Consider the following 25,279-nt stretch of genomic DNA (forward strand, 5'->3'; position numbering starts at 1 on the left):
TGGTGACCTCTCGCTCGTACGCCGAGTACGAAGCGATGTTCGACCTGACCGAACTCCCCGCCTCCGTGCTCGACTGTTCGGCCGGCGGATCGAGCTTCACCGCCGAGGCTGCCGCGCGGGGGGTCGACGTGGTGGCGGTCGACCCGGCGTACGAGTTGTCGATGCCGGAGCTCGTGGACACGGTACGGCGCAGCCTGCCGGTCGGGATGGAGATCATCGACGCGAACGAGGGCCGGTTCGTCTGGACGTGGTACGGGACGCCGCAGCGGCGTGACGACCTCCGGCTGGAGGCCGCGGACCGGTTCCTGCAGGACATCGGCGAGGCTCCGGACCGGTATGTCGCGGGTGGGCTGCCGGAGTTGCCGTTCGAGGACGGGACGTTCGAGCTGGCGCTGTGTTCGCACCTGCTCTTCACCTGGGCCGACACCTTCGACCGGGCCTGGCATCTGGCCGCGCTGCGCGAGCTGATCCGGGTGAGCAGCAAGGAGGTCCGGGTGTTCCCGCTGGTGCTGCAGGGGACCGGCGATCCGGTGCCGTTCCTGCCCGAGGTGCTCGACGAGCTCGACGGCGTCCGCTGGGAGATTCGCAAGGTTCCCTACGAGTTCCAGACGGGCGCCGACGAGATGCTCGTCATCACGCACTCCTGAGGGGTTCGAGTGCGCGCCGGTCGGTGTTACGGGAGGAAGCGCCCGCAGACCGGCCACGGCGAGTTGCCGCGCTGCGCGTAGAGCTTCTTCGCGCGCATCAGCTGCTCGGCCGCCGAGGCCTGGGCCGGGCTGCCGCTGCCGCCGACGCTGCGCCAGGTCTGCTTGTCGAACTGGAACAGGCCGAAGTACTTGCCGGTCGGGTTGACGGCGCGGGGGTTGCCGCCGGACTCACAGTTGGCGACCTTGCGCCACGCGGCGCTCATGCTCACGGATCCGCTGTTCGACGGGCGCTCGGCGGAACGGTTGGCCCGCGGCTTGCGCACGGTCTGCTTCGTGACGACCTTCTTCTTCGTCACGACCTTGGTCTTCGGAGCGACCCGCTTCGGGGCGGTGGCCTTGGCCGTGCCGTCCAGCGTCAGGGTCTGGCCGATCAGGATCAGATCGGGGTCCTTCAGGTTGTTGAGCTTCGCCAGCTGGTGCCAGTCGGCGCCGTTCGCCTGCGCGATCTCGGAGAGCGTGTCTCCGGCCTTCACCTTGTAGTCGGTCGCGAACGCCGCGCCGGTGGCGGCGACGGTGATGCCGGCGCCGAGACCGGCGACGGTGAGAGTCCGGACCACCCGGCGAGTACTTCGCCGGGGGCGCGCATGTCGGGCTTTGGACATCGGTAAGGCGCTCCTTGTGAGCTTGGGCATGGTGGAGAACACCAGCCCCCCAGGCAGGGGAGGGGGCACCCGGACAGGTAACGAAAGGGAGTCCGGATGATCACGTCCAGGTCACGACGCGATGTGAGTCATCCTGTGTGACGACTGCCCCGAACGCAAGGCCAGATCGGAATCTGCCCCGATTTTTTCTGTCCCTTGACGTACCGAAAGCCCAACAACAGAACGGTTTCCGAGCCATAAACCGATCGGTTTCAGCTCATCGGTCAGCGCCGGAAATACCGCGCCGGAACCAGCTCGATCGTGAGTTTCCGGACCAGATCACGGTCACTGTCCGGCCAGGAATCCCACACCTGGGCAGCCCAGGTCAGCATCGCCTGCTCCACCTCTGCCGGACCGCCGGCGGCCAGTACGTCGGACGCCGTCAGCGGCCCGACCTCGTCGGGTGCGGTGGGCCGGGGCCAGTCGTCGAACGAGTTCGCCATGATGCCGTGCGCGGTGCGGACGTCGACGTTGCCGGAACCGCGCTCGAGGAACATGTAGAGACCGTTCAGCGCGAAGACCGGGCCGATCCGCGGAGCGTCCTGGTGCACGTGCTGAGCGTGATAAGCGTCCATCCGGAGCTGGTGCAGATAACCGAGCTCGACCTGGTGCTCGAGCTCGAAGCCGAGCAGGTCACCGACGACCTTCAGGCACGCCGCTGAAGCGTTCGACTTCGGGTTCTCCGGCCACGCAGTGACCGGCAGCTCGACCCGGCAGCCGGGGCAGCGGGTGGATTCGTGCGTGTCATCTGCGGAGTTCACTCGTTGATGGAAACACGGGCACCGCCGTCCGGCAGCTGGTTTTCGCCGTGGGGGGTGGTGGCCGGCAGATGAGGCGACGGACGTGATGGGGGCATGCGTTGATCCGAGTGGCTCTCGGCCACCGCGGCACGATGGTGCGAGGCGCACTGGCCGCGGTGCTGGCAAGGGAGACGGACATGGAGGTCGTGGCCGAGCTGGACCGCTCGGAGGACGTTCTCCAGGTGGCCGGCCGACGACCGCACGTCGTGCTGCTCGATCCACAGCTGCCCGGCCGGATCCGGATCGAGGAGCTCTGCCGCAAGCTGACCGGCCGCGGAGTGCTGGTGGTGATCGACCACGAGGCGATCGCCGCGACCAGCCTCGCGCTGGTCAAGCAGGCGCCACGGATCGGCCTGATCGCGACGGACTCGACCACCGACCAGTTGGTCCAGGCGGTTCGTGACGTGGCGAAGGGGCTGCCGGTCGTCGACGTCCGGCTCGCGGTGGCGGCGCTCAAGGCGGGTGACAATCCGCTCACCGATCGCGAGTGCGAGGTGCTCCGGCAGGTCACTACGGGAGCAACCGCGCAGGAGGTCGCGCGGACGCTCAGCCTGAGTGCGGGCACGGTGCGCAACTACCTGTCCCGCATCCTGGCGAAGACCGGTTCCCGCAGCCGCATCGAGGCGATCAACAAGGCTCAAGACGCCGGCTGGATCTGACCGGGCCGCACCGGGTGGTGAGCCGTGCTGGGGCGAGATCTGCTGCGCTCGATCTCGGTCACCATCGGGTTCCAGTTGCCGTGGAGATCGCGGTACAGGCTGGAGCTGCGCATCAGGGCTTGGTGCGTGCCGAGGGCGGCCTGGTTGCCGTCGAGGACGAGGATCCGGCGGGCTCGGAGTGCCGAACTGATCCGGTGCGCGATCACCACCAGCGTCCCGCCGCGCTTGGCGAACGCCTCCTCGGCCTGCCGCTCCGCCTCCGGATCGAGGAAGCAGGTTGCCTCATCCAGTACGACGAGTGGCGCCGGCGACAGGTAGGCCCGCACGAGCGCGAGCAGCTGCCGCTCGCCAGCGGAGAGATCACCAGGCTTCACGACTGCCTCAAGGCCGCCGATCCGCTCGATGAGTGCAGTTGCGCCGATCGTGTCGACGGCCGCCTGCAACTCCTCGGCAGTCGCATCGGGGAGTAAATAGGAGAGGTTCTCCGCGACGGTCCCACTGAAGACATAAGCCTCTTGAGGAATCAGTACGCGCGTCTGCGCCAGTCGCTCGGTGGTCAGCTCGGTCGGCTGCGCACCGCCCAGCAACAGCTGCCCGCCGGTCGGCGTCAACATCCCGCAGATCAAAGCGGCCAAGGTCGACTTCCCAATCCCGCTCGGTCCCACCACCGCGAGGTGGTCGCCCTCGGGAATCGACAGTTCGAGCCGATCGAGCACAGGTTCAGCCGCCGGCCCATACGCGAAAGTCAGTCGGTGGATGCGGACGTCGTACCCGGAGATGACGTCGACTGGCCGCACGGGCTCGTCGGGCTGGCTGACATCCAGGATCCGGCCCAGCGTGATGACGAAGCGCAGGCCGCTGTCACCCAGTGCGCCCATCACTTGGCTGAGTGCCGGTTGCAGTCCGATCAGCACGTAGGTGAGACCACCGAGCAAGGTTCCGGTGCTCACGCCGCGTCCGACGAGCCACGGTCCGGCCGCGAGCAGAATCAGCAGCGGCAGCCAACCGCCGACCGCGAAGCAGACCGTCCGCAGCGCCGCTACCTTGGCCAGCGCTCGCTCCGCCGCAGCGTGCGCCTCGATCGGTTGACCGACCAGGAACTCGGCGTACTCCTCGGTGCCGGTGGCGGTGATATCGCGGACCCCACCGAACACCATCCCGGCCGAAGCCGCCAGATCCTCATCAGCCTGCAGCGACGCCCGGACCCGATCGGATGCCATCCCCAGCACGGCTACAGACAATGCGAACCCCAGCAGGAACGGCGGTACGACGAACGCCGCCACCATCGGCGCCAAAGACAACAGGCCCACCAGTACGCCGAACAGGGTGACCGCGAAGCTCCTGATCACCAGCACGAGCCCGGCGAAGGTGTCCCGGACGATCTCGACCTGCCGGTTCAGCCGCGCGACCGCGCTGTCATCTCCCGTCCGCAACGCCCCGGCCACAACCCGCCGTACCAGGTCGTCCCGAACAGGCTCGACCAAGTCACCGAGCCGCGTGTAGACCTGCCGCGCGCCTGCAGCGCCTAGCCCGGCCGTCGCGACCAGTCCGCCGAGCCAGGCGATCCCCTGCCAGACATGACCGGCCAGGAAACTGTCCGTCGCCCGCGCGACCGCAACTCCGTAGATCGCGGTCGGCAGGATCTCCGGCACCGACCAGGCGACCAGCTTGATCGCAGCCCGCTTCCGCAGTGAAGCGCCGCCGTACTTGAGCTCGCGCCTCATCCCGTCCACGCCTCAAAGCCCCGCCGCATGGTGCGGAGGGGCAGGTTGGGGTGGACGGGAGGATTCACCCGAAGACCTCCCGGTACGACGTGTCGTTCCACAGGTCGGCGTGGGGAGCAACCGCGCGGACCTGGCCGTGGTCGAGCCAGACGACCAGGTCGGCCCGCGCGGCGGTGGCGGGGCGGTGGGTGACGATCAGGCGGGTGCGATGGTGACGGTCTTCGGTCAGGGTTCGGCCGATCTGCCGTTCGGTGGCGGTGTCGAGGCTTGAGGTCGCGTCATCCAGGACCAGTAGGCGCTCGGCCGGCCAAGCCCGAGCCAGGCCGAGGCGTTGTCGCTCGCCACCTGACATAGGGGCCCTGCGCAACGAAGTGAAGTATCCGTCGGGCAGTCGGCTGACGAAGTCGTGTGCGTGGGTGGCCCGGGCTGCGGCCAGGGTCCGGACCGGGCTGATCGCGTTGGGTGCGATCGATTCGCCGATGGTCCGGCCGACCAGTTGCGGCCGCTCGAAAGCGCAGCCGACTGCGCGCCGCAACGCATGCCGGCTGACAGCCTGGAGCGGCACGCCGTCCAGCGAGACGTGACCCGTGGACGGATCACGCAGCCTCGCAGCGACCGCTGCGAGAACCGACTTGCCGGCGCCGCTCGGCCCGACGACTGCAACGGTCAGTCCACCCGGCAGATCCAGGTTCACGTCGCGCAGCAGCATGTTGCCATCCGCAACGACGCTGACGTGATCGAAGGTCAGGTGCCCCGAACCGCTTGGCAGCGCCAGCGACCCATGCGGCACTGTGGCGATCGCGTCCACCTCGGCGGACCGCTGAACACCGGCCTTCGCTCGCGCGATCTCACCGATCACACCGGTCAGCGTCCCAAGGCCAGCACCGAGTACGGCGTACTGCGAAGCGGCGAACAGATCGCCGGCGGTGATGTGACCGGCGACCAGCTGGACCCCGCCGACGGCGAGCACGGCGACCAAGACGAGCGGACCGACGATGGCGGCCTGCGCTCCGGATCGCGCCAGGATGCGCCAAGTGACGACACCTTGTTTGTGCAGCTCAGGCAGGAGACTGAGGATGCGTCGCTCCTCGCGCCTCGCCGTACCGGCGGCAGCGATGGTGCGGATTCCGGTCAGGGACTCGGACAGCCGAGCAGCGATCCGCCCCTGCGTCTCCTGGTAGGCCAGGCTCACATCGGCCGTCCGCTTGGCGAAAGCGAGCAGGACGAGGATCACCAGCAGGACACCACCGAAGAACGCGGCCGCGAGCCACGGGTCGATCAGAGCCAGCAGCACCAGACTGCCGACCGGCGGTGCGATGGCCGCGATCGCGGTCACTGCGGCCGGACCGGCCTGTGCTGCGTCGTTCGCGTTGGCCGAGACTCGGGTGACGAGGTCACCGGTCTCGAAGCCACGGCTGCCGTCGGGTCCACCCCGAACGACCTGCCGGACCAAGCGATGCCGCAACCAGGCGGCCGTTTCGGCAACGCAGGCGGCGCCGGCGAAGGCGTCGATCAGACTGGCCACGATCCCGAGACCGATAGCGGCGGAGGCGATGATCAGCCAGCGGGTGTAGCCGGTCCCGGCGACGATCGAGTCCACTGAGCGGCCGAGGATCGTCGGCAAGGCCAACGTGACCGCGCTGCCGATCAATGCGTTCAGCCCGATCAGCGGCAGCCAGCCGCCGCCACGCTGTGCGACCGACTTGAAGGTGATCACGACGACACCCGAAGGCCGGTGCGGTCCGCCAGGAAAGCGAGCATGTCCGCGGCCAGACCGATGCCCTGACTCGCGGAGCCGCCGGCATGACCGGCATCCGGATCCAGTCGCACCATGACTGGTCCTTCACTCGCGGTCGCGTGCTGTAAGGCCGCGCACAGCTTGCGGGAGTGCAGTGGGTCGACGCGGGTGTCGTTGCCGAACACCGTGAACAGCACGGCCGGATACTTCACACCCTCGCGCACCCGGTGGTACGGCGAGTAGGACAAGAGGTTCTCGAACTGCGCGGCGTCTTTGACGGAGCCGAACTCCGGCACCCAGCGCGCACCCAGCCCGGACAGCTCGTAGCGCAGCATGTCGGTGAGTGGCGCCGAGCAGACGGCAGCGGCGAACAGTTCCGGCCGCTGAGTCAGTGCGGCCGCAACCAGCAAGCCACCATTGGATTCGCCGCACAACGAGAGCTGCTCGGCCGTTGTCCAGCCGGTAGCGATCAGGTGCTCAGCTGCCGCGATGAAGTCGTCGAAGACATCCTGCTTGCGATCCAGGGTCCCGGCTTGATGGGAGTCCACGCCGCCGCGGGTGTTGGCGGTGACGAAGATGCCGCCGGCCTCGACCCAGGCGAGTGCAAACGCCGAGTACGTCGGAGTAAGCGTCTGCCCGAATCCGCCGTACCCGTAAAGGAGGGTGGGTCGTGGGCCGCGGTCGCCGGGCCTGGCGATCACCAGGAGTGGCACCTCGGTGCCGTCGGGGCTGGTCGCGACGAGTTTGTGCGACTCCGCCTTCGCGGTCACACCAGGAGCCTGCGACCAGAGCGTTGCCTGGCCGGTGATGTGGTCGTAGCAGTAGACGGCCGACGGAGTCACGCTGTCCGTGTAGCTGAACCAGGCCTGCGGTCCGCCGTCCGGGAGTGTGGTCAGCGAGCCGACCGAACCGGTACCGGGCAGCACGACATCGCTGACGTGCGCTCCGGTCTGCAGGTTGTGGACGGCGATCCCCGTCGGGCTCGCGAGCAGCAGAGCGTCGTCCAGAATCGCGAGACCGGTGAGCGGCGCGCTCGGAGTGACCAGGTCCTGCCAGATCAGCGGATTGTGTGGGTCGCCGACGCAGACCCGGCCGGTCGGCGCATCCTTGGTCGTGACGACGTACAGGCGGCCGTCCGGGCCGACCGACATCACCGTCAGCGCGTCGATGCACTGCTGGATCGGGCGCGGTGATTCGGCGCTCTCGAGATCCTGCAACCACAGGTCGTTCGCCCCGCCGCGAGCGGCGGAGATGGTCAGCCAGCGGCCGTCCGCACTGAGCTCCAGCCCGTACGACGCCTCGGCCGACAGCTCGATCGTGTCGTCGGGAAGGTCGAGGTGCCGGCGGCGAACCTGCCGGAAACGCACGTAATAGAAGGACTTCCCGTCGGGCAACCAGGCGACCGGGGAGTAGCGGCAGCCGTCGATCGGATCACCGAGGAGCTCACCGCTGTCGACGTCCAGGAGGTACAGGACGGACTGTTCGGTGCCACCGCGGGAGGTTTGATATGCGACCAGGGATCCGTCCGGCGAGGGCTGCCACGCGTCCAGGGTGGTGAGCCCGGAGGGGTCGAGCGCCATCGGGTCGAGGATCGCGCGCCGGCCGTCGTACAGGACCGGGTGCTGTTGTCCGGGGTCGCGGCGGAGCGTGAAGCAGCGCCCGCCGTGCCAGGACGGGGTAGAGACAGTGCCGACGTTCGAAAGGGCCTTCACCCGGTGACGGAACTGGAACCGGCCGGACAGGGTGGCCGCATGGTTCAGCCAGAGCTCGTCCTGGGCCGCGAGCCAGCGCTTGGTCTCGGAGGACTCGGGGTCCTCCAGCCAGCGGTAGGGATCCGCGATGGTGTGGCCGTGCACCTGCTCCACGAGCGGTAGCCGCTCGGCGCATGGATAGGACTGCACGGAATCGGACAACAGAGCTCCTTCCGTCGGTCGGGACGGACCGGATCTGGAGACAGGTTCGGCCCTGGGTGGGTATGCCGCCCACCCAGGGCCTCCGGAACCTGGTCACCCAGGATCCGATCAGTGGCAGAGCAGAAGGCTCAGGTTGCTCGGGGTCTGCGACGCGCAGCCGAGCACGGTCAGCGTGGAGCCGCCGTGGCCGTGACCGCCGTGGCCGTAACCCGGGGTCTCGAGACCCTGAAGGTCGAGAAGTGCCATGTTCTACACCTCCTTCGAAATGTCTGGTAGGGATGGGGACTCGGACCACTGGGGAGGTCCGAGGAACGGGAGGGACGTGGGCGCCGAGTGCAGCGCCGATCCCAGGGCCAGCAGGACGCCGGCCGATCCGGTGGCCAGATCCATCGACAGGCGAAGGAGCTGCTGACCGGGGAACGCGAGGCCACCTGCGTAGGGCATCGCGTGCCAGCCGAGTCCGGACACGAGGTCGTCGACCGTCGCCTGCTGCGCACCGAGTGAGGCTGCGGTGAGAAGCAGACCGGCGCGACCCATGAACAGGCCGGGCTGGACATAGAAGGAGCAGCGCGCCACCCGCTCGAGCTGGGCGAGGACCGCCTGCAGCTCGTCGGTCGGGCGATGCTTCAGGTAGCGCGCGAGAGCGAGGGCGATCCCGGCCGAACCTTCTTCGAGGTACGGCAAGGTCCGCCAGCCCTGGTTGACCTGCAGCATCGCTCCATCGGGGGAGACCGAGCAGCGTCGCAGATCCTGCCGGATCGCGATCTCGGCCAGGTCGAGCAGACCGGTGTCACCCAGCTGCTCGAACGCTGCGATGAAGAGCAGCGCCGGTCCGGACGAGCCGTACATCAGGCCGGCGTGCGGATACTGCCCGCCGCTGATCTCCGGTACGTCGTTCACGTCGCCGAGCCGGTCTGCGACCAGATCGAGCACCCGGACCGCCTTGGCCCGCAGAGCGGGCTCGGTGTCGAAGTGCAGGAGGTTGAGGCCGATGCCGGCCAGGCCCGAGTGCAGCCCGAGCTCGCGGGTGCTCCAGTCGTCGGCCAGAGTGCGTTCGACCAGGTCGAGTGCGTGCTGGCGATGACCGAGCTCGTCGAGCACATGCGCCACCCCGTGCAGGCCGTCGTACAGGCCGGGGCCTGCCTCGGTGCTGAGGCTTCGCTCGCGCAGCCAGTCCTCGTACTGCTCGAAGCGGCCGGCGCCGGTCTTGGCCAGTGCGTAGAGGACACCGGCGGCGCCGGTCGCGAGGTCGATCCCGCCGCCACCGTGGAACTGGGCGATGTCACCGGGGAACAGCCGGTCGGTGCGCTCGGGCGTTGCCGAGGCCACGATCGCCTTGGTCAGCGCGGCGCGGACGTCGGTCCACTCGGCCTTGCCGGGCAGGGCGAGCTCGGCCATCTCCGGGTCGCCGGTGACGTCGGGGCCGACGACGGCGCGGACGGCCTCGTCGATCGTTGCCCTCGGCACCGGGAAGGTCTCGGTGATCATGTCGGCGAGCTGGAACGCCTTGCCACGATGGAGATTGAGCAGGATCGTCGTCTGCGGCGCGTAGACCCCGAGGCCGATACAGGCCAGTGCGTAGCGGTCGACGTCGACACCCTGGCGATCCGCCGGTGCGGCGTACCCGGGGTGGGCCAGCGTGGAGCGAGCCTGGTCCTCGGCGAGCGTCGCCACCTCGAAGTCGATCAGCACCATCCGGCCGTCGACATCGAGCAGCACGTTGTCCGGATGCAGGTCGCAGAACACCACGCCACGCTCGTGCAGCTGGGCGACGGCCTGGCCGACTCGCTCGACGGCCTGCGTCGCCCACTCGGCGAACGCGGCTCGGTCTTCCTCGGTGGCATCGGGCTTACTCAGCGGGTAGCGACCGACCAGCTCGCGTTGCAGTGACACCGAGTCGATGTGCTCCTGCACCATGAAGTGGTGCTCGCCGAGCTCGAGGTGCTCGTAGACCTTCGGGATGACGTCCAGGCCTTCGAGGCGCTGCAGGATCTCGTACTCGTGGGCGATCCGGGTGACTGCGTCCCGGCCGGCCAGGTCGAGGCCTGCGTACGGACGGCCTTCCTTCAGGACGACGCGGTCACCGGACTCCTTGTGGTGACCGAGGTAAACACCGCCGCCGTTGGAGAACTGGATGACGCTCTCGATCGTGTAGGCGAGATCGTTGGTGGAGACCGCGTTGCGGGCCTCGAGATGCGGCTGCAGGAAGCTCGGCAGCGCCACCCAGGACGGCAGGCTGAACGTCGGGCCGCGGTGGTCCGGCACGAGCCGGCCGTGGTCGTCCTCGAGGGCGAGCACCCGCTCGCCGCTCGGTGACAGACAGAAGCGGCTCACGAAAGCGCCGTACCGGACGAAGAGCGCACCGTCGCCGTAGCGCAGGTCGCTCAGGATGTACGGACCCCGGACGCCGTCGAGGACGTCGTCGAGCTCCTTGAGGACCAGCTCCAGCTGCGCCTCGTCGGTCGGGTAGATCGTGACCAGCTTGCCGCTCGAGCCCCGCGGTGCGGCCTTCGAGTTCGCCATCACCAGTACGGCTTCGTTGCGGAGGAACTTGAACGCGATGCCCCGGGGTACGCAGTACTCCCAGACGGCCTCGAGCGTCCGCTCGACATCCGCGAGCCGGGCGGAGACGTGGATCTTCCAGCCCTGGGCCGGCAACTGCAGACCCTCGGGTGCGTAGTGCATCCAGGTGTCGCCGGCGACGTGCTGCCAGCCTTCGGGCACTGGCCGCGTGGCCGGCTCGAAGTCCGGATGCTCCACACCACGATTGGTGGGTGTGTCGTAGAACGTCCGGTCTGCCAAGCAGTAGAACTCGTAGCTTTCGTGCGCTCCGTCACGCATAACTGACCAACCCCCTCTCGTGGTGCTCCGCCATCTTGGGCGGCTGGAGAGGGGTCGGCGTAGTGCACGATGTCATCACTCTGATGTGAAGAACGCATGCACTACGAGTGGGTAAGTAAACACTCTTTGTTACCTGTCCGCGCATTCTGAGCGTGAATCGGGCTGTTACAAGATGTCAATTCGTGGCAGTGACGTCACGGCGCGTAACTTAATTCAGGATGCTTCGTCACTCCCCATTCATACGTTTCAGTTCCAGTTGTCCTGCTGAGGAGTGTCGGCCGGCGACGACCACCAGTGATGCCGCGGCAGGCCGGTCCCTGGGGCGAACACGTGGAGTTCTGCGTCGAAGCGAAGACCGTCCGGATCGCCGGTCGGCGTGACCTGCGTGCCCGGAGTGACGGTCGTCAGATCCTTCACAGTCGGTACGCCGGTCTGCGGCACGCGGATCCTGATGAGGTGCTGGTCGGAGGCCCGGCGGACGTAGATGACCGGGTTGCCCGCAGCATCGGCGTACCCGGCCGGACTGCCAGTGGCGGTGACGCCGGCTTCGGTGGTCAGGTCGCGGGTGGTCGGGCGGTCGCCGTCCAGGTCGAGGGCCCACAGCTTGAGCCGGCCGGTGGGGTCGACGACTGCGAGCGTCTGTCGCGCGGTGAGGACGTCGCGGCTCTGGGTGTCCTTGCGCGTCCCGTTGGTGGTCCAGCCGGCGATCTTGGTGTTGGCGGCCACTGGGATGCCCAGGTCCTCGCGCTGTACGTCGCTCGTGTCGGTGGGCTGCCACCACCAGCGCTGCAGGTTGCCGTTGGCACCACGGGCGTAGACGACCTGGGTCCGCCCCCAGACGAAGGCAACCGGCGTACCGGTGATCTTGCCGCCCCAGCGGTCGCCGTGGATCTTGGCGTCGCCGGGTGAGTACCAGAGGTGAGTGAGGTTGCCATCGGTGTCCGCACCGAACACGTGTCGCTCAGCGCCGTAAGAGAAGCCAGCCAGGTCGCCACCCAAGTTGAACGTGCCGAAGCCGTTGGCCTGCGCCGCTGCGGACCAGTCCGTGGTCTTCCAGCCAGTGCCACTCAGGTACGACGTCTCGCGGACGGTGCCGGTGGTTGTGCGAGTGAAGGCGCTCAGACGGCCGTCTGGGTTGGTGAAGGCGAGTGGGCGTCCAGTGACCGAGTTGGCCGGCAGCAGGTCCTCACCGACCTGTCCCTGTGCTTCAGACCAGAAGGAGTGACGCAGAGCGCCGGTGGGCGACGTGGTGAAGAGCTGCTGCGACGCGTTGAAGCGGACCGCCGGTCCACTGGGTGTTGCGCCCAGTCCGACATCGCCGAGCCTTGGGGTGTCGAGGACGCCCGGTGCGCGTCCGACCGCGTTGATGGTCGGCAGCGCATCGGCGTACTTGGAAGCGACTGGAGTGGTGCCCCATGCCTTCTGGGCGAGTGGGCGCAGCCGCACACTCAGGTCGCGCTCCAGCCGACCGGCGTCGTACACAGCACCGGAGGTCCAGACGCAGAACTGCAGACCAGCTAGATGCGGGTCGGTGGCGCCACCGGGCAGCTTGAGTCCGCCGTGGAAGGTGCCGGTGTCGAACTCGTTCCAGATGCGGTCCGGCGGGTTCTCGGCGGTGCCGAGGTTGAAGTAGAGGTAGCTCAGGTTCGAGTTGATCACCATGTTGCCGTTGGCCGCGAGCTGCGTCGGTGTGAGGCCGTAGTTGATCCAGTGCATCATCACGAGGTCGGCGTCCGGCTTCACCTTGGTCGCCGCGGTGATGTCGTCCGACCACATGCGGGTGGTCTTGCCCTGAGCCTTCAGGACGCCGTTCGTCTTGTTCATGTAGGCGCGGAAGGTGTCCTGGACGGCACCGGCCTCGTTGTACGTCGCCTGGGCGCGGTTGTAGAGGCCGGGGTAGTCGTTGATGGTCACCTTGTCGGCGCGCAGGTTGTACCGCGGCCACTCGTCGCCACCGATGTTGAACGTGTCGGACGGGAAGCGGCTCGCATGGCGGTCCACCTCCGTGTTCGCCCAGGTCACTCCGGCCGCGTTGGTCGTGTCGAGGTTGATCGGGTCGGTGGCGCCCGCCTTGTCGACCAGCCGGTACTGCGCCGGAATGTAGCCGGTGGCGAACTTCGGTGCGTTCACCCAGCCGATCAGCTTCACGTGCCGCCGCTGCGCGATCGCCTCGACCGCAGTGATGTCGGCGTCGGTCATGTTGAGACTGTTGAGGGTGAGCTCGTTCAGCTTCAGGTAGCTCATGTCACGGAGGATGTTGTCCAGCCAGGACACAGGCATCCGCGCAATGCTCAGCAGCAGGCCGCGGGACTTGTACTGCGGTGCGTCCGCGATCACTCCGGCAGGCAGCGTCGGCTGGCGCTTCAGGAGCTGCAGCATCGTCCGCGTACCCCAGTAGACGCCCACAGCTGTCTTGGCGGTGATCGTGGTGGTCGCTCCGAGAGTGACCGTGTACGCCTCGTCCCCGGTCGCGTTGGGGTCGAGTCGGAGGACAACGTCACCAGTGGTGGCAGGGGCATCCGCCACGACTGGCGCCGTACCGAAGAGGTAAGAGAGGTCTTCGGCGAAGGTGTCGGCATCAGCCCGCAGTTCGGTGCTCTCGACAACGATGCGCGACTCTGCAAGCCACTGGTACTGGCCGTTCGCGGCCGGCTGCCAAGAACGCACAGCCGGTAGCACCGCAGGTAGCGGCGTGGCCGCACTTGCTGGGCTGGTGGTTGGTGCCACCAGCGTGACGGCGAGAAGCAGGAGCGCTAGAACGCTGCGGACTGATCTGGGCACCCTGCGAGTATCTGACCGCTCAGCCACCTCCGCCGCCTATTCGAGTCAGGCCGAAACCCAGGTGCTCACGGCTGATTCATCCCGACGGGAGAACTACACCGGGTAGGTGGTTACTTCGGTGGCTTTGAGGGTGGCGTGGAGGGGGAGGCCGGGGGTGGGGTGGAGGTCGGCGAGGGCGGCGGGGGTGATGTCGGCGAGGAGGGTGGGTGGGCCGGTGGGGGTGGCGTCGAGGGTGATGCGGACTGTGTGGGCGTGTTGTTCGAGGGCGGTGACGGTGGCGGGCCAGGTGTTGCGGGGGCTGCCGGTGGGGGGCGTGGGGTAGAGGCTGACGGCGGTGGGCGGGAAGGCTACGTGGACTGGGCCTTGGGCTGGTTCGGCGAGGTTGATGGTGCCGCCGGTGGGGAGGGTGACGGTGGTGCCGTTGGCGGTGCCTCGGTAGAGGTTGAGGCCTACTAGTTGAGCCACGTAGTCGGTGCGGGGGTGGCGGGCTATGTCGGTGGGGGTGCCGGACTGGACGACGCGGCCGTTCTCGATGATGACCAGGCGGTCGGCGAGGACCATGGCGTCCAGGGGGTCGTGGGTGACCAGCAGGGTGCGGCCGGAGAAGCGCTCCAGGTGCTGGCCGAGTTCGGCTCGGACGTGCAGCGTGGTGCTGGCGTCCAGTGCGGCTAGGGGTTCGTCCAGGAGCAGTACATCGGGGCTGGTGGCGAGGGCGCGGACCAGGGCTACGCGTTGGGCTTGGCCACCGGAGAGTGCACGCGGACGGGTGCGGGCGTAGGAGGAGAGGCCTACGGTCTCCAGCCAGCGGGCGGCTTCGGTACGGGCTTGGTGTTTGTCGACGCCGCGGGCGCGGAGGCCGAAGGCAACGTTCTCCAGGCAGGTGAGGTGGTTGAAGAGCAGGTAGTCCTGGAAGACGACGCCGATAGGACGCCGGTCCGGTGGACGAAACGTATGGGGCGGTTCGTCCCACGTCTCGTCGCCCAAGGCGATACGTCCACCTCCCAGCGGGAGCAGGCCGGCGATGGCGCGCAGTGCGGTGCTCTTGCCGGCGCCGTTGGGTCCGAGCAGGGCAACGACTTCACCGGGAGCGATGGTGAGGTCCAGATCAAGGTCGAAGGATCCACGGGTCACCCGGAGGTCGGCGTACAGGGTCATCGCAGCCCACTGATCCAGCGCTCGCGTAGCGACGCCAGCACGACGACAGACACCAGCAACAGCACCAGACTCAGGACGACGGCCACATCCGGATCCGTCTCCAACGCCAGATACACGGCCAACGGCATGGTCGTCGTACGGCCAGGGAAGTTGCCGGCGAACGTGATGGTGGCGCCGAACTCACCTAATGCGCGGGCCCAGCACAGAACAGTGCCTGCGACCACGCCAGGTGCAATAGAAGGCAGTGTGACCCGGCGGAACGTCAGCCAGCGGCCAGCGCCGAGTGTTGCGGCCGCCTCTTCGTAGCGCGGGTCTGCAGCGCGCAGTGCACCTTCTACGGAGATCACTAGGAACGGCATCGCGACAAACGCCTCAGCAACGATCACTCCGGCAGTGGTGAACGGCAGTGAGAAGCCAAACCACGTATCGAGGTGCTCACCGACCAGTCCGCGCCGTCCGAGGACCAGCAGCAACGCAACCCCACCAACCACCGGTGGCAACACCAGGGGCACTGTCACCAGCGCCCTGATCAGCCCGCGCCCCGGGAGCTCACCTCTGGCCAGCAACCAGGCCAGCGGAATCCCCAGCAGCAAACACACCACCGTCGCCGCAGTCGCACAGACCAGAGACAGCCGCAGCGCCGTCCACACGTCCGCGCTGAACAACTTGCTCGGCAGAGTCGACCAGGGCGCTCTAGCCAGCAGTCCGACCAGTGGGATCAGCAGAAACGCCAGACCGATCAACGCAGGCAGCAGGAGCACGAGAGGCAGTCGCCCCGTCGTGCTCCTGCTGCGACGGCTCACGGTGCGCCGAAACCTGCGGCGGACAGAACGGCCTTGCCCTTGTCGGACAGGACGTAGTCCACGAACGCCTTGGCGCCGGCCGCGTTCGGGGCCTTGGTCAGCGTGGCGATCGGGTACTCGTTGATCGCCTTGTCCGCCTCAGGGAACTCGATGCCGTCCACCTTGTCCTTGGCCGCGAGGACGTCGGTCTTGTAGACCAGCGCCGCGTCGACCTCACCAAGGCTGACCTTCGTCAGCGCAGCCTTCACGTCCTGCTCCAGGCTGTCCGGCTGCGGCGTCAGGCCGACCGCCTTGAAGACCTTGTCCGCCGCGGCACCACACGGCACCTGCTCCGCGCACAGCGCGATCTTCTTGCTCTTGTCGGTGAAGTCCTTCAGCCCGGTGATCTTGCCCGGGTTGCCCTTCGGTACGGCGATCTCGAGCGTGTTCTGCACGAAGGTGGTCGGAGTGCCCTTGTCGGTCACCTGGTCCATGTTCTTCGGCGCTGCGGACGCGAACACGTCAGCCGGCGCACCCTGGTTGATCTGCTGCGCCAGAGCCGAGCTGCCGGCGAAGTTGAAGAGAACCTTGGTGCCCGGGTGAGCGGCCTCGAAGTCCTTGCCCAGCTGGGTGAACGTCCCGGTCAGCGAGGCTGCCGCGAACACGGTGACGGTCCCGGAGATTGCCGCCGTACTGGAGGTGGAGCTGGACGGGGACGACGCGGCCGGCTGGTCGGACCCGCAGCTGACCAGGGTCAGTGCGGCAACGGCGGTGAGCGCGGCGAGCGCAGGACGGCGGAACATCAGGCCTCCGGGATCTCTACGACGACGTGCGTGGACTTGATCGAGGCGACGGCGACCACGCCCGGTTCCAGGCCGAGCTCGTCGGCGGCCTCGCGGCTCATCAACGACACGACGCGGAACGGACCTGCCTGCAGCTCGACCTGAGCCATCACGCCGTCCTTGACGACGCGGGTGACGATCCCGCGCATGCGGTTGCGCGCCGAGGCCGCAGTGGTGTTGCCCGGCTCCTGGGCGTCGGCCAGCTCCTGGGCGAACGCGGCCAGCACCTGCCCGTCCACCGCCATCCGGCCGCCGTCCTGGATCGACGGCAACCGGCCCTGATCGATCCAGCGCCGGACGGTGTCATCACTCACCCCGAGCAGCGCTGCTGCTTCACTGATCCGCAGATTCGGCACGGCAGACAGCGTACAGCCGCAACTGCGTCTGCCGAGGGGGTTTTCCAAGTTGTCCACAATCCGTAATCGGTCACCGAAAGTGGGCACGGATCCGCATATGTTGTGGGTATGAGGACATCGGGGATGCGGGACTACCTGGACGGGCCGCACAAGGCTGCCCGCGACGTGGTGCGCGCCGGGCTGGCGGCGAACACCGAGCTGTTCGAGTTCGCCGTGCGGCAGCCGCGCGACGAGTATCGCGAGACCGTGCTGGAGATGCTGCAGGCGATCACCGCCGAGGGCCACCCGGCGCGCGGTTTCCCCAAGGAGTACGGCGGCGAGGGTGACCTCGGCGGCTACATCGCGGGCTTCGAGACGCTCGCGTTCGGGGATCTGTCGCTGATGGTGAAGGCCGGGGTGCAGTTCGGCCTGTTCGCGGGCGCGATCCTGCACCTGGGCACCGAGCGGCATCACGAGGCCTACCTCGCCGACGCCATCGGCGGCCGGCTGCTCGGCTGCTTCGCGATGACCGAGACTGGCCACGGCTCGAACGTCCAGGCGCTCGGCACGACGGCGACGTACGACGCCGGGACCGACGAGTTCGTCATCCACACCCCGTCCGAGGCGGCCCGCAAGGACTACATCGGCAACGCGGCCCGGCACGGGCGGATGGCGGCCGTGTTCGCCCAGCTGGTGGTCGGCGGCGAGACCCACGGCGTGCACTGCCTGCTGGTGCCAATCCGCGACGATGCCGGTACGGCGCTGCCGGGCGTCACGTTGTCGGACTGCGGACCGAAGCTCGGGCTGAACGGTGTCGACAACGGGCGGATCGTCTTCGACCAGGTCCGGGTGCCGCGCGACGCGCTGCTCGACCGCTATGCCCAGGTCGATGCCGATGGCAACTACCACAGCGAGATCGAGAATCCGGACCGCCGGTTCTTCACGATGCTCGGAACCCTCGTCCAAGGCCGGGTGTCGGTCGGCGGCGCCGCGATCACGGCGAGCAAGGTCGCACTGGAGATCGCGATCCGGTATGCCGCGCAGCGGCGGCAGTTCGGTGCGCCGGGGAGCGACGAGGAGACGCTGCTGCTCGACTACCGCATGCACCAGCGTCGGCTTCTGCCGCTGCTCGCGCGGACCTATGCGTTGCACTTCGCCCAGGGTGAGCTGGTCGACGAGTTCGTCCGGGTGTTCGGTGACGGCAGCAGTGAGCACGACCGGCGAGCGCTGGAGGCGCAAGCCGCCGGGACGAAGGCGCTCGGGACCTGGCATGCGACCGAGACGATCCAGGTCTGCCGGGAGGCGTGCGGCGGCGCCGGCTACCTGGCGGAGAACCGGCTGGCGACTCTAAAGGCGGACACCGATGTGTTCACCACCTTCGAGGGTGACAACACCGTCCTGCTCCAGCTGGTCGCGAAGGGGCTGCTGACCGACTACCGGGAGTCGTTCGGGAAGCTCGACCCACTCGGTACGGCGCGGTTCATCGCGGCGCAGGCGGTGGAGATCGCGGTCGAGAAGACGGCGCTCCGGCCGCTCATCGACCGGCTGCGCGACGTCGTACCGAATCGCAACGACACGAGTGATCCGGATGCCGGGTTGCGTGACGATGCGTATCACTCCGGGCTGCTGCGGTTCCGCGAGCAGCACATGCTGTCCGGGGTCGCGCGCCGGCTGAAGGCGGGGATCGACGCCGGCGACGGTGCGTTCGAGGTGTTCAATCGCTGCCAGGACCACGTCATCGCGGCCGGCCGGGCGCACGTGGACCGCGTCGTACTGGAGGCGTTCCAGGCGGGCGTCCGGAATGCGCCCGAGGACCTCCAGGAGGTGCTGAAGGACGTCTACGACCTGCATGCCCTGTCGGCCATCGAGGCCGAGCGGGCGTGGTACCTCGAGCACGGACGGTTGTCACCGGCCCGGTCGAAGGCGATCACGGCCCTGGTGAACGAGCTGTGCGGCGTCGTCCGGCCGGTCGCGGTCGAGCTCGTGGCGGCTTTCGGCGTACCGGGCGCGGCGGTGGAGGTGCCGATGGTTGTACCGTCACAGCATGAGTGAGTCGATCGAACCCGCCTCGGCCGCCGAGGCCGCCCGCGAGCTCGCCCGGGTCCTGCTGGAGCAGGCCGATGCCCTCGACCTGCACGATCTGCGGGCCACCACCGCGATCGAGAACGTGCGCGTCCAGGCCAGAGTGCTGGCCAACGCCGTGAACGAACGGGGTTGGGGCGACATCTTCCTCGGGATCGACTCCTACGACCCCGACGAGCTGGACGACATGCCGCTCGGGCCGGACGACTTCGACGACCCCGAGGACTACCGGGAGATCGTCGCGGGCGACGACCTGGACGAGCTCGAAGAGGTGCTGCTTCCCGAGGACGGCGTCCGGGTCAGCTACCAGGCCCGCTACGACTTCGTGGTGACCGATCCCGAGGCGTTCGTGCGCTACGTCCGCAGCCGCGCGGACGAGGCCCAGAACGACGAGGTCGTCGACGACATCGAGGACGCCCAGTCGGCGTTCGAGCTGCTCTGCTACCTCGACGGCCTCGGCTCCAAGGACTACGACCAGGCCGGTCTCACCCCGGCCGGCGGCGAGGAGTCGCACAAGATCGTCGAGTTCTCCCTCTGGGACCTCGACCCGACCCGCCGCGACGACACCTACCCCTACTGACCGATCAGAGGCACTGCAGGCGGTCCTGGATGCGCTTGCTCTCCGCCGCCTGCGCGGCCTCTTCGGCAGCGAGCTCAGCTGCGCTCTTCTCGCTGGGGCTCGCCACGGGTCTTGTTGTTGCGGAAGGCAACATATCGACGCAGTGTAGTTGAAAAGATACTCAGCGTTGTCTTGTTCAAAGGCAATGCAAATGTTTGAACCGACCAGTAGTCGGTTCTGGTGCTCCCGTGACAACGTTCAGTTGTCAGCGACGGACGGGTCGCGGACACAGGCTCCAGGCGGAAAACCGATGTACTCCCGTCCGCGACCGGAAATGTACCTCCCCTGCCGGTTACGGAATGAGACGACGGTTCCGCCCTCCTTCGGGCCGACTGCCCTCTCGGGGCAACAGCAGGACGCCGGTCGTGCCATAAAGGTGCCGGTCGCCAGTGAGGTGGCGACCGACACCCGGCACGGCCGGCGTTTCTTATTCCGCGAAACCCGCAAAACCCGCGGACGGCGTACTGGTGCAACTGGGGACCAGTACGCCGGACGCGGGTGAGCCGCTAGGCGAGTTCCAGCAGGGTGTTCGAGCGCTGGGTGACTTCGCCGTAGGTCGTGGTGCGTTGGCGGGCGGGGCGGTTGGCGGCGGTGGCCATCGCGGTGAGTTCTTCGATGGACTTGCGGGAGCCGTGCTTGGAGCCGGCCATCCGGCTGATGGTCTCTTCCATCAGGGTGCCGCCGATGTCGTTGACGCCGCCGTTGAGGACGGCGACGCAGCCGTCGACGCCGAGTTTCACCCAGGAGCACTGGATGTTGTCGATCCGGCCGTGCAGCATGATCCGCGACATGGCGTGCACGGCGCGGTTCTCGTCGTAGGTCGGGCCGGGGCGGGCGACGCCGGCCAGGTAGATCGGCGAGTTCTGGTGGATGAAGGGGAGCAGGACGAACTCGGTGAAGCCGCCGGTCTGGTCCTGGACGGCGGCGATCGTGCGCAGGTGCTGGACCCAGTGGTGCGGCGCGTCGACGTGGCCGTACATCATCGTGGAGCTGGAGGGCAGGCCGACCTTGTGGGCGGTCGTGATGACCTCGATCCAGCTTGCCGTCGGCAACTTTCCCTTGGTGAGGATCCAGCGCACGTCGTCGTCGAGGATCTCGGCGGCGGTCCCCGGGATGCTGTCCAGGCCGGCCTCCTTGACCGAGATCAGGAACTCCTCGATCGACAGGCCGGTGCGGACCGAGCCGTTCAGGACCTCCATCGGCGAGTACGCGTGGACGTGCATCTGCGGGACGCGGTCCTTGATCGCGCGCACCAGGTCCGCGTACGCCGTACCGGGCAGGTCGGGGTGGATACCGCCCTGCATGCAGACCTCGGTCGCGCCGATCACCCACGCCTCCTCGGCGCGCTGGGCGACCTCGTCCATCGAGAGCGAGTAGGCGTCGGCGTCGGTACGGCGCTGCGCGAACGCGCAGAACCGGCAGCCGGTGTAGCAGACGTTGGTGAAGTTGATGTTCCGGTTGACCACGTAGGTGACGTCGTCCCCGACGACCTCCTTGCGCAGGTCGTCGGCGATCCGGGCCAGCTCGTCGAGCGCCGGGCCGGTGGTGGTCATCAGGGTGAGCGCTTGCGCGTCGGACAGGCCGGCCGGGTCGTGCTCGGCGGCGGCCAGCGCGGCCTTCACGTCGGCATCGATCCGGGTCGGCGCCGAGGCTCCGAACCCGGCGTCGATCGGGAGGGAGGTGCCGGCGGCGCGACGGGCGGCGACGTCCTCGCGGACCGCGTCCCAGTCGCCGTACGCCGCGTCGAAGTCCGAGCGCGTTTCGGTACGACGGCCTTCGGTGTCGATCGCGGTGTGGAGATCGGTGCGGCCGACGCTGTCCCAGCCGCCGTCGGGCTCCTGCCAGGGGAGGCCGACCGGCATCGCGGACTCGTTGGCCAGGCCGGTCTCCGGGTCGACAAGGGCCTCGACGTGGGAGATCAGGCGCGGGTCGAGCCAGGGCTCACGCAGGTACTCGGGGTGCGCGGTCAGGCGCTCGCGCAACGTGAAGCCGGCGTCAGCGGTGACCTTGGCCAGGTCGTCGATCTGCGGCCAGGGGCGCTCGGGGTTCACGTGGTCCGGGGTCAGCGGGGAGACGCCACCGAAGTCGTCGACACCGGCGTCAAGCAGTGCGCGGCACTCGGCGAGGTCGACCAGGTTCGGCGGTGCCTGGACCCGGACGCCCGGTCCGAGCACGACCCGGGTGACGGCGATCGCGGCCAGCCACTCGTCCAGCGGAACGTCGGCGTCGTTGCGCATCGCCGTGTCCGGCTTCACCCGGAAGCCCTGGATGATGACTTCCTGGATGCCGTTGTACTGCCGGGCGATCTTGCGCAGCGCGAAGATCGAGTCGGCCCGCTCGGCCAGGTTCTCGCCGATGCCGATCAGCAGGCCGGTGGTGAACGGGACGTTCGACCGGCCCGCGTCCTCGAGGACGCGGAGCCGGATCGCCGGGTCCTTGTCGGGCGAGCCGTAGTGCGGCTGGCCCTTCTCCTCGAACAGGCGGCGCGAGGTGGTCTCCAGCATCATGCCCATGCTCGGTGCGACCGGCTTGAGTCGCTGCAGGTCCTGCCACGACATCACGCCCGGGTTCAGGTGCGGGAGCAGTCCGGTCTCCTCGAGGACCCGGATCGACATCGCCCGGACGTAGTCCAGCGTGCTGTCGTACCCGGCCTCCTCCAGCCAGACCCGCGCCGCGTCCCACCGCTTCTCCGGAGCGTCGCCCAGCGTGAACAGCGCTTCCTTGCAGCCCAGGGCCGCGCCCTGCCGGGCAACCTCGAGCACCTCGTCCGGCGACATGAACGGCGCGTGCACGCGGCCGGGTGTCGTCGCGAAGGTGCAGTAGTGGCAGCGGTCCTGACACAGCCGCGTCAGCGGGATGAAGACCTTCTTGGAGTACGTGACGATGCCGGACCGGCCGGCGTCGGCCAGCCCCTGGTCGCGGACCCGGGCCGCGGTCGCCATCAGGGTGGTCAGCGCCGTCCCCGAGGCGGTCAGCAGCACCTCCACCTCGGCCGGATCGAGGGTCTTCCCGTCGTCGGCCCGCTTCAGTGCGCGACGCATCGCCGTACTCAGCTCGTTGGTTGTCACGTCACCAAAGCCTAGAGGCCGAACCCCGGCCGATCCCGCGATTCCGAGGGCCAAAAACAATCCGTACGGCTGTCCTGCTAGTTTGCGCTGCATGACCGCCGACGGCCGCCGAGTCCGCGGTGACCTGCGGAGAAGCGAACTTCTGCAGGCCACTGTCGAGGTGATTCGATGCGACGGAGTCGCAGGTGTGAGCCATCGGGCGGTCGCCGCGAAGGCCGATGTGTCGGTGGCTTCGATCACCTACCACTTCGCGACCCTGGACGATCTGCTCGTCGCGGCGCTGACCTGGGCCGCCGACGACCTGGCGACCGAACTGCACGGCTGGGGCAGTGAACTCGGCCCCAGACCGACCGATGAGCTCGCCCGGCTGATCGAACACAACCTGGTACGACGTCGCGGTCGCACGCTCGCGCTCTACGAGCTCTACCTGTACGCCGCTCGCCGTCCCGAACTCAGATCCGCCGCAGCCGCGTGGCTGGAACCGATGACCGACATCGCGCGCACCTTTACCGCCGACCCGCGCAAGGCGCAGCTCCTGGTCGCTGCTCTCGACGGTCTCCTGATGCAGTGCCTGATCGCTGCCCGCGAGGTCGACCGCGCCGACATCGCAGCGCTCCTCGACGTACTGCGGTAGCGCACGAGCTACCGCTGCCCGGGTGCACAGGCCAGCGCGATAGCGGCTGCGGCCCTGTTGGGTTGTGACCATGCTCAGGTTGTCGGTCGGTGCTGTGCGGGACAGGTGGCAGTTGTTCGCCGGAGCGGTCGTTGCGGTGGCTCTCGGCGTCGGACTGGTCCAGTCGGGTCTACAGATGCTGGCGGCGACTGGGCACCCCGTGATGCCGGCCGGACTGTCGCCGTACCAGCGTGCACAGATCCGTGAGGGCTATGTGGGCGCCGGAACGCTGCTGGGGATGTCTGTCATGCTCGCGGTGTTTCTGACCGTGTTCATCGTCAGTACGACGTTCGGCTTCACCGTGGTGCAGCGTCGTCGCGAACTCGGGCTTCTGCGGCTGGTGGGTGCGCAGCGCGGCTACTTGTGTCTGATGCTGGTGTGCGAGGCCGCACTGCTCGGTGTGCTGGGGACTGCGGTCGGCGTCCCGATCGGACTGGTCGCGACCTGGGCCCAGTCGGTGCTGATGATCAAGCTCGGGATGCTGCCGGACTGGTTCGCCGCACCGTGGAGTCAGGGCGCGATGTGGGCAGCCATGGCGGTTGGAATCGGTACGGCGCTCACCGGCGTACTGGCAGCGGCCTGGCGAGCGTCTCGGGTCAACGCGCTGGAGGCGCTGGCCGAGAGCCGTGAGTCGCAACGGGTGATGACGGGCTGGCGCTGGTTCTGGGGGCTGTCGGCAGCGGCCGCCACCGTGGCGATGGTGATCGCGGCCCAGGCTGCGCGGGATCTGGTGGCCGGCCTGCTGATCGGGCTGATGGTGTTGGTCAGTGGTTCGGTCGCACTCAGTCAGCTCAGCCCCATCGTGGTTCCGTGGGCGGGACGGCTGCCCGCGGTGGTCCTCCGCGGTCACCTGGTCGCAGACCTGGCTCGGACGGGCGTTCTCCATGCAGTACGGCGGAGCGCGGCGACCGCGGCACCGTTGATCGTGCTGGTCGGGCTGGTGGTCGGGTTGTGGGGAACGTTCGGTTCGCAGGCGAAGGCGGTCGGGGTTGAGCAGGAGCGGCTGATCACTGCGGACCTCGTGGTCGATCGTGCGGTCGCGGCCGGGCCCGGGATCGCGGTCGTCTCGCCACAGACCGCCGTACCGGTGGTGGTTTCGCGGGGGAAGAAGACGGTCTATTCCGAGGCGGTGGGGATTGATGCGGCTGCTTATCAGCAGACGCATGTGTTGCGGCCGCGGAAGGGTTCGCTGGATCAGCTGACCGGGCGGACGATCGCGATCGGGCCGGGGATGGCGGCCGAGGGGTACAAGCTCGGGTCGACGCTGACGGTCGCGATGGGCAAGAAGAAGGTTGCCGTGAAGGTCGTTGCGATCATGCCGGAGACGTTGGACGTCAGCGAGAACTTCTTCGTCCCGCTGTCGTTGCTCCCGGCCGGTGGGCGGACCGAGACGTTGGTGAAGGTTGCCCAGGGCACCGATCCGGCAGCGGTCGGGGCGGGGTTGCAGGGTGAGGTGCGAACGGTTGGCGAGTGGGCGAAGGCGCGCGGGGATGCGCAGCAGCGCAACAACACTGGGCTGTTCGCCGCGCTGATGGGGTTGGCGGGGATCTTCACTGCTGTTGCTGTCGTCAATGCAGTGGTGATGTCGACGGCGGATCGGCGACGGGAGTTCGCGCTGGCCCGGATGGCTGGGCTCACTCGGGGGCAGGTGATCGCCGTTGCTTTGACGGAGTCGGTGACGGTGGTGCTGACCGGCGTACTGCTCGGAGCGGTTGTCGCTGGTGCTGCCCTGGCTGGGATAGCGGCTGGGCCGTACGGGCTCGCCGCGGTGGCGATCCCGTGGCGGCTGCTCGGATCGATCCTCGGCGCCGCATTGCTAGTGGTGGGCGCGGCCGCCGCCTTCACCGCCCACCAGGCAACCAAGCAACGCCCCATCGCCCTCCTAGCCGCCCGCTGATCCCCTCACTCCCCTTCCATCA

General features: G+C 68.2%; 19 protein-coding genes. 6 read left to right on the top strand and 13 right to left on the bottom strand.

The genetic code is table 11. From position 1 onward, the window contains the following. The first annotated feature begins 2 nt into the window (after positions 1–2). Positions 3–647: a class I SAM-dependent methyltransferase gene (locus ACIA49_RS08185; protein ID WP_396376411.1), complete on the top strand. Its 645-nt coding sequence runs from the start codon at positions 3–5 to the stop codon at positions 645–647. A gap of 26 nt (positions 648–673) precedes the next feature. Here the strand turns inward: ACIA49_RS08185 and ACIA49_RS08190 are convergent, their stop codons facing one another. After that, complete coding sequence (locus tag ACIA49_RS08190; protein ID WP_396376413.1) at positions 674–1,309, bottom strand: transglycosylase family protein; 636 nt, start codon at positions 1,307–1,309, stop codon at positions 674–676. 263 nt (positions 1,310–1,572) lie between these two features. Next, complete coding sequence (locus ACIA49_RS08195) at positions 1,573–2,109, bottom strand: DUF5946 family protein (protein ID WP_396376414.1); 537 nt, start codon at positions 2,107–2,109, stop codon at positions 1,573–1,575. A 176-nt stretch (positions 2,110–2,285) separates the two neighbouring features. Here ACIA49_RS08195 and ACIA49_RS08200 point away from each other — a divergent pair, with 176 nt between their 5' ends. Beyond that, positions 2,286–2,807, top strand: coding sequence for a DNA-binding response regulator (locus ACIA49_RS08200; RefSeq protein WP_396376415.1), 522 nt, complete (start codon positions 2,286–2,288; stop codon positions 2,805–2,807). Here ACIA49_RS08200 and ACIA49_RS08205 read toward each other — a convergent pair. The 10 genes from ACIA49_RS08205 to ACIA49_RS08250 form a co-directional block, all read right to left on the bottom strand. Next, positions 2,786–4,531, bottom strand: coding sequence for an ABC transporter ATP-binding protein (locus tag ACIA49_RS08205; RefSeq protein ID WP_396376417.1), 1,746 nt, complete (start codon positions 4,529–4,531; stop codon positions 2,786–2,788). The genes ACIA49_RS08200 and ACIA49_RS08205 overlap by 22 nt on opposite strands. Before the next feature lie 64 nt (positions 4,532–4,595). Further along, a complete protein-coding gene (locus ACIA49_RS08210; protein WP_396376418.1) occupies positions 4,596–6,248 on the bottom strand; it encodes an ABC transporter ATP-binding protein in 1,653 nt (550 codons plus the stop codon). Continuing rightward, a complete protein-coding gene (locus ACIA49_RS08215; RefSeq protein WP_396376420.1) occupies positions 6,245–8,182 on the bottom strand; it encodes a prolyl oligopeptidase family protein in 1,938 nt (645 codons plus the stop codon). Before ACIA49_RS08215 ends, ACIA49_RS08210 begins: the two co-directional genes overlap by 4 nt. Positions 8,183–8,290: 108 nt before the next feature. Beyond that, on the bottom strand, positions 8,291–8,428 hold the full coding sequence (locus ACIA49_RS08220; protein ID WP_396376421.1) for a SapB/AmfS family lanthipeptide: 138 nt from the start codon (positions 8,426–8,428) through the stop codon (positions 8,291–8,293). Positions 8,429–8,431: 3 nt separating this feature from the next. Next, positions 8,432–11,023, bottom strand: a complete 2,592-nt coding sequence (lanKC, locus tag ACIA49_RS08225) for a class III lanthionine synthetase LanKC (protein WP_396376423.1) — start codon at positions 11,021–11,023, stop codon at positions 8,432–8,434. 246 nt (positions 11,024–11,269) lie between these two features. Beyond that, positions 11,270–13,804: a glycoside hydrolase family 20 zincin-like fold domain-containing protein gene (locus ACIA49_RS08230; RefSeq protein WP_396376424.1), complete on the bottom strand. Its 2,535-nt coding sequence runs from the start codon at positions 13,802–13,804 to the stop codon at positions 11,270–11,272. A gap of 93 nt (positions 13,805–13,897) precedes the next feature. Continuing rightward, positions 13,898–14,959: an ABC transporter ATP-binding protein gene (locus ACIA49_RS08235; protein WP_396376425.1), complete on the bottom strand. Its 1,062-nt coding sequence runs from the start codon at positions 14,957–14,959 to the stop codon at positions 13,898–13,900. Further along, positions 14,956–15,729 (bottom strand): molybdate ABC transporter permease subunit, encoded by a 774-nt coding sequence (gene modB, locus ACIA49_RS08240; protein WP_396377170.1) that lies wholly within the window; start codon positions 15,727–15,729, stop codon positions 14,956–14,958. The genes ACIA49_RS08235 and modB overlap by 4 nt, the downstream gene beginning before the upstream one ends. A 29-nt stretch (positions 15,730–15,758) precedes the next feature. Beyond that, positions 15,759–16,544, bottom strand: coding sequence for a molybdate ABC transporter substrate-binding protein (modA, locus tag ACIA49_RS08245; protein WP_396376426.1), 786 nt, complete (start codon positions 16,542–16,544; stop codon positions 15,759–15,761). Further along, positions 16,544–16,939 carry a molybdopterin-binding protein gene (locus ACIA49_RS08250; RefSeq protein WP_396376427.1) on the bottom strand — a complete coding sequence of 132 codons (396 nt, stop codon included), beginning with the start codon at positions 16,937–16,939 and terminating at the stop codon, positions 16,544–16,546. The genes modA and ACIA49_RS08250 overlap by 1 nt, the downstream gene beginning before the upstream one ends. A gap of 108 nt (positions 16,940–17,047) precedes the next feature. Here ACIA49_RS08250 and ACIA49_RS08255 point away from each other — a divergent pair, with 108 nt between their 5' ends. Both ACIA49_RS08255 and ACIA49_RS08260 read left to right on the top strand, forming a co-directional pair. After that, positions 17,048–18,970: an acyl-CoA dehydrogenase gene (locus ACIA49_RS08255; protein ID WP_396376428.1), complete on the top strand. Its 1,923-nt coding sequence runs from the start codon at positions 17,048–17,050 to the stop codon at positions 18,968–18,970. Further along, positions 18,963–19,580 carry a hypothetical protein gene (locus ACIA49_RS08260; protein WP_396376429.1) on the top strand — a complete coding sequence of 206 codons (618 nt, stop codon included), beginning with the start codon at positions 18,963–18,965 and terminating at the stop codon, positions 19,578–19,580. The genes ACIA49_RS08255 and ACIA49_RS08260 overlap by 8 nt, the downstream gene beginning before the upstream one ends. Positions 19,581–20,125: 545 nt before the next feature. On the opposite strand, the gene ACIA49_RS08265 is transcribed toward ACIA49_RS08260, so the two are convergent. Beyond that, complete coding sequence (locus ACIA49_RS08265) at positions 20,126–22,660, bottom strand: bifunctional FO biosynthesis protein CofGH (protein WP_396377171.1); 2,535 nt, start codon at positions 22,658–22,660, stop codon at positions 20,126–20,128. A gap of 118 nt (positions 22,661–22,778) precedes the next feature. On the opposite strand from ACIA49_RS08265, the gene ACIA49_RS08270 reads away from it, so the two are divergent. Both ACIA49_RS08270 and ACIA49_RS08275 read left to right on the top strand, forming a co-directional pair. After that, positions 22,779–23,321, top strand: a complete 543-nt coding sequence (locus ACIA49_RS08270) for a TetR/AcrR family transcriptional regulator (protein ID WP_396376430.1) — start codon at positions 22,779–22,781, stop codon at positions 23,319–23,321. 70 nt (positions 23,322–23,391) lie between these two features. Further along, positions 23,392–25,257 (top strand): FtsX-like permease family protein, encoded by a 1,866-nt coding sequence (locus ACIA49_RS08275; protein WP_396376431.1) that lies wholly within the window; start codon positions 23,392–23,394, stop codon positions 25,255–25,257. Positions 25,258–25,279: the final 22 nt, after the last annotated feature.

Origin of the sequence: Kribbella sp. NPDC051587 (genome assembly GCF_044453945.1) — a bacterium.
GTDB lineage: Bacteria > Actinomycetota > Actinomycetes > Propionibacteriales > Kribbellaceae > Kribbella.

Excerpts from the sequence above, each read along its gene's own strand:
- ACIA49_RS08205 (WP_396376417.1), bottom strand. The coding sequence starts at position 4,531 with ATGAGGCGCGAGCTCAAGTACGGCGGCGCTTCACTGCGGAAGCGGGCT.
- ACIA49_RS08235 (WP_396376425.1), bottom strand. The coding sequence starts at position 14,959 with ATGACCCTGTACGCCGACCTCCGGGTGACCCGTGGATCCTTCGACCTT.
- ACIA49_RS08255 (WP_396376428.1), top strand. The coding sequence starts at position 17,048 with ATGAGGACATCGGGGATGCGGGACTACCTGGACGGGCCGCACAAGGCT.
- modA (WP_396376426.1), bottom strand. The coding sequence starts at position 16,544 with ATGTTCCGCCGTCCTGCGCTCGCCGCGCTCACCGCCGTTGCCGCACTG.
- lanKC (WP_396376423.1), bottom strand. The coding sequence starts at position 11,023 with ATGCGTGACGGAGCGCACGAAAGCTACGAGTTCTACTGCTTGGCAGAC.
- ACIA49_RS08220 (WP_396376421.1), bottom strand. The coding sequence starts at position 8,428 with ATGGCACTTCTCGACCTTCAGGGTCTCGAGACCCCGGGTTACGGCCAC.
- ACIA49_RS08265 (WP_396377171.1), bottom strand. The coding sequence starts at position 22,660 with ATGCGTCGCGCACTGAAGCGGGCCGACGACGGGAAGACCCTCGATCCG.
- ACIA49_RS08200 (WP_396376415.1), top strand. The coding sequence starts at position 2,286 with ATGGAGGTCGTGGCCGAGCTGGACCGCTCGGAGGACGTTCTCCAGGTG.
- ACIA49_RS08270 (WP_396376430.1), top strand. The coding sequence starts at position 22,779 with ATGACCGCCGACGGCCGCCGAGTCCGCGGTGACCTGCGGAGAAGCGAA.
- ACIA49_RS08190 (WP_396376413.1), bottom strand. The coding sequence starts at position 1,309 with ATGTCCAAAGCCCGACATGCGCGCCCCCGGCGAAGTACTCGCCGGGTG.
- ACIA49_RS08275 (WP_396376431.1), top strand. The coding sequence starts at position 23,392 with ATGCTCAGGTTGTCGGTCGGTGCTGTGCGGGACAGGTGGCAGTTGTTC.
- ACIA49_RS08260 (WP_396376429.1), top strand. The coding sequence starts at position 18,963 with ATGAGTGAGTCGATCGAACCCGCCTCGGCCGCCGAGGCCGCCCGCGAG.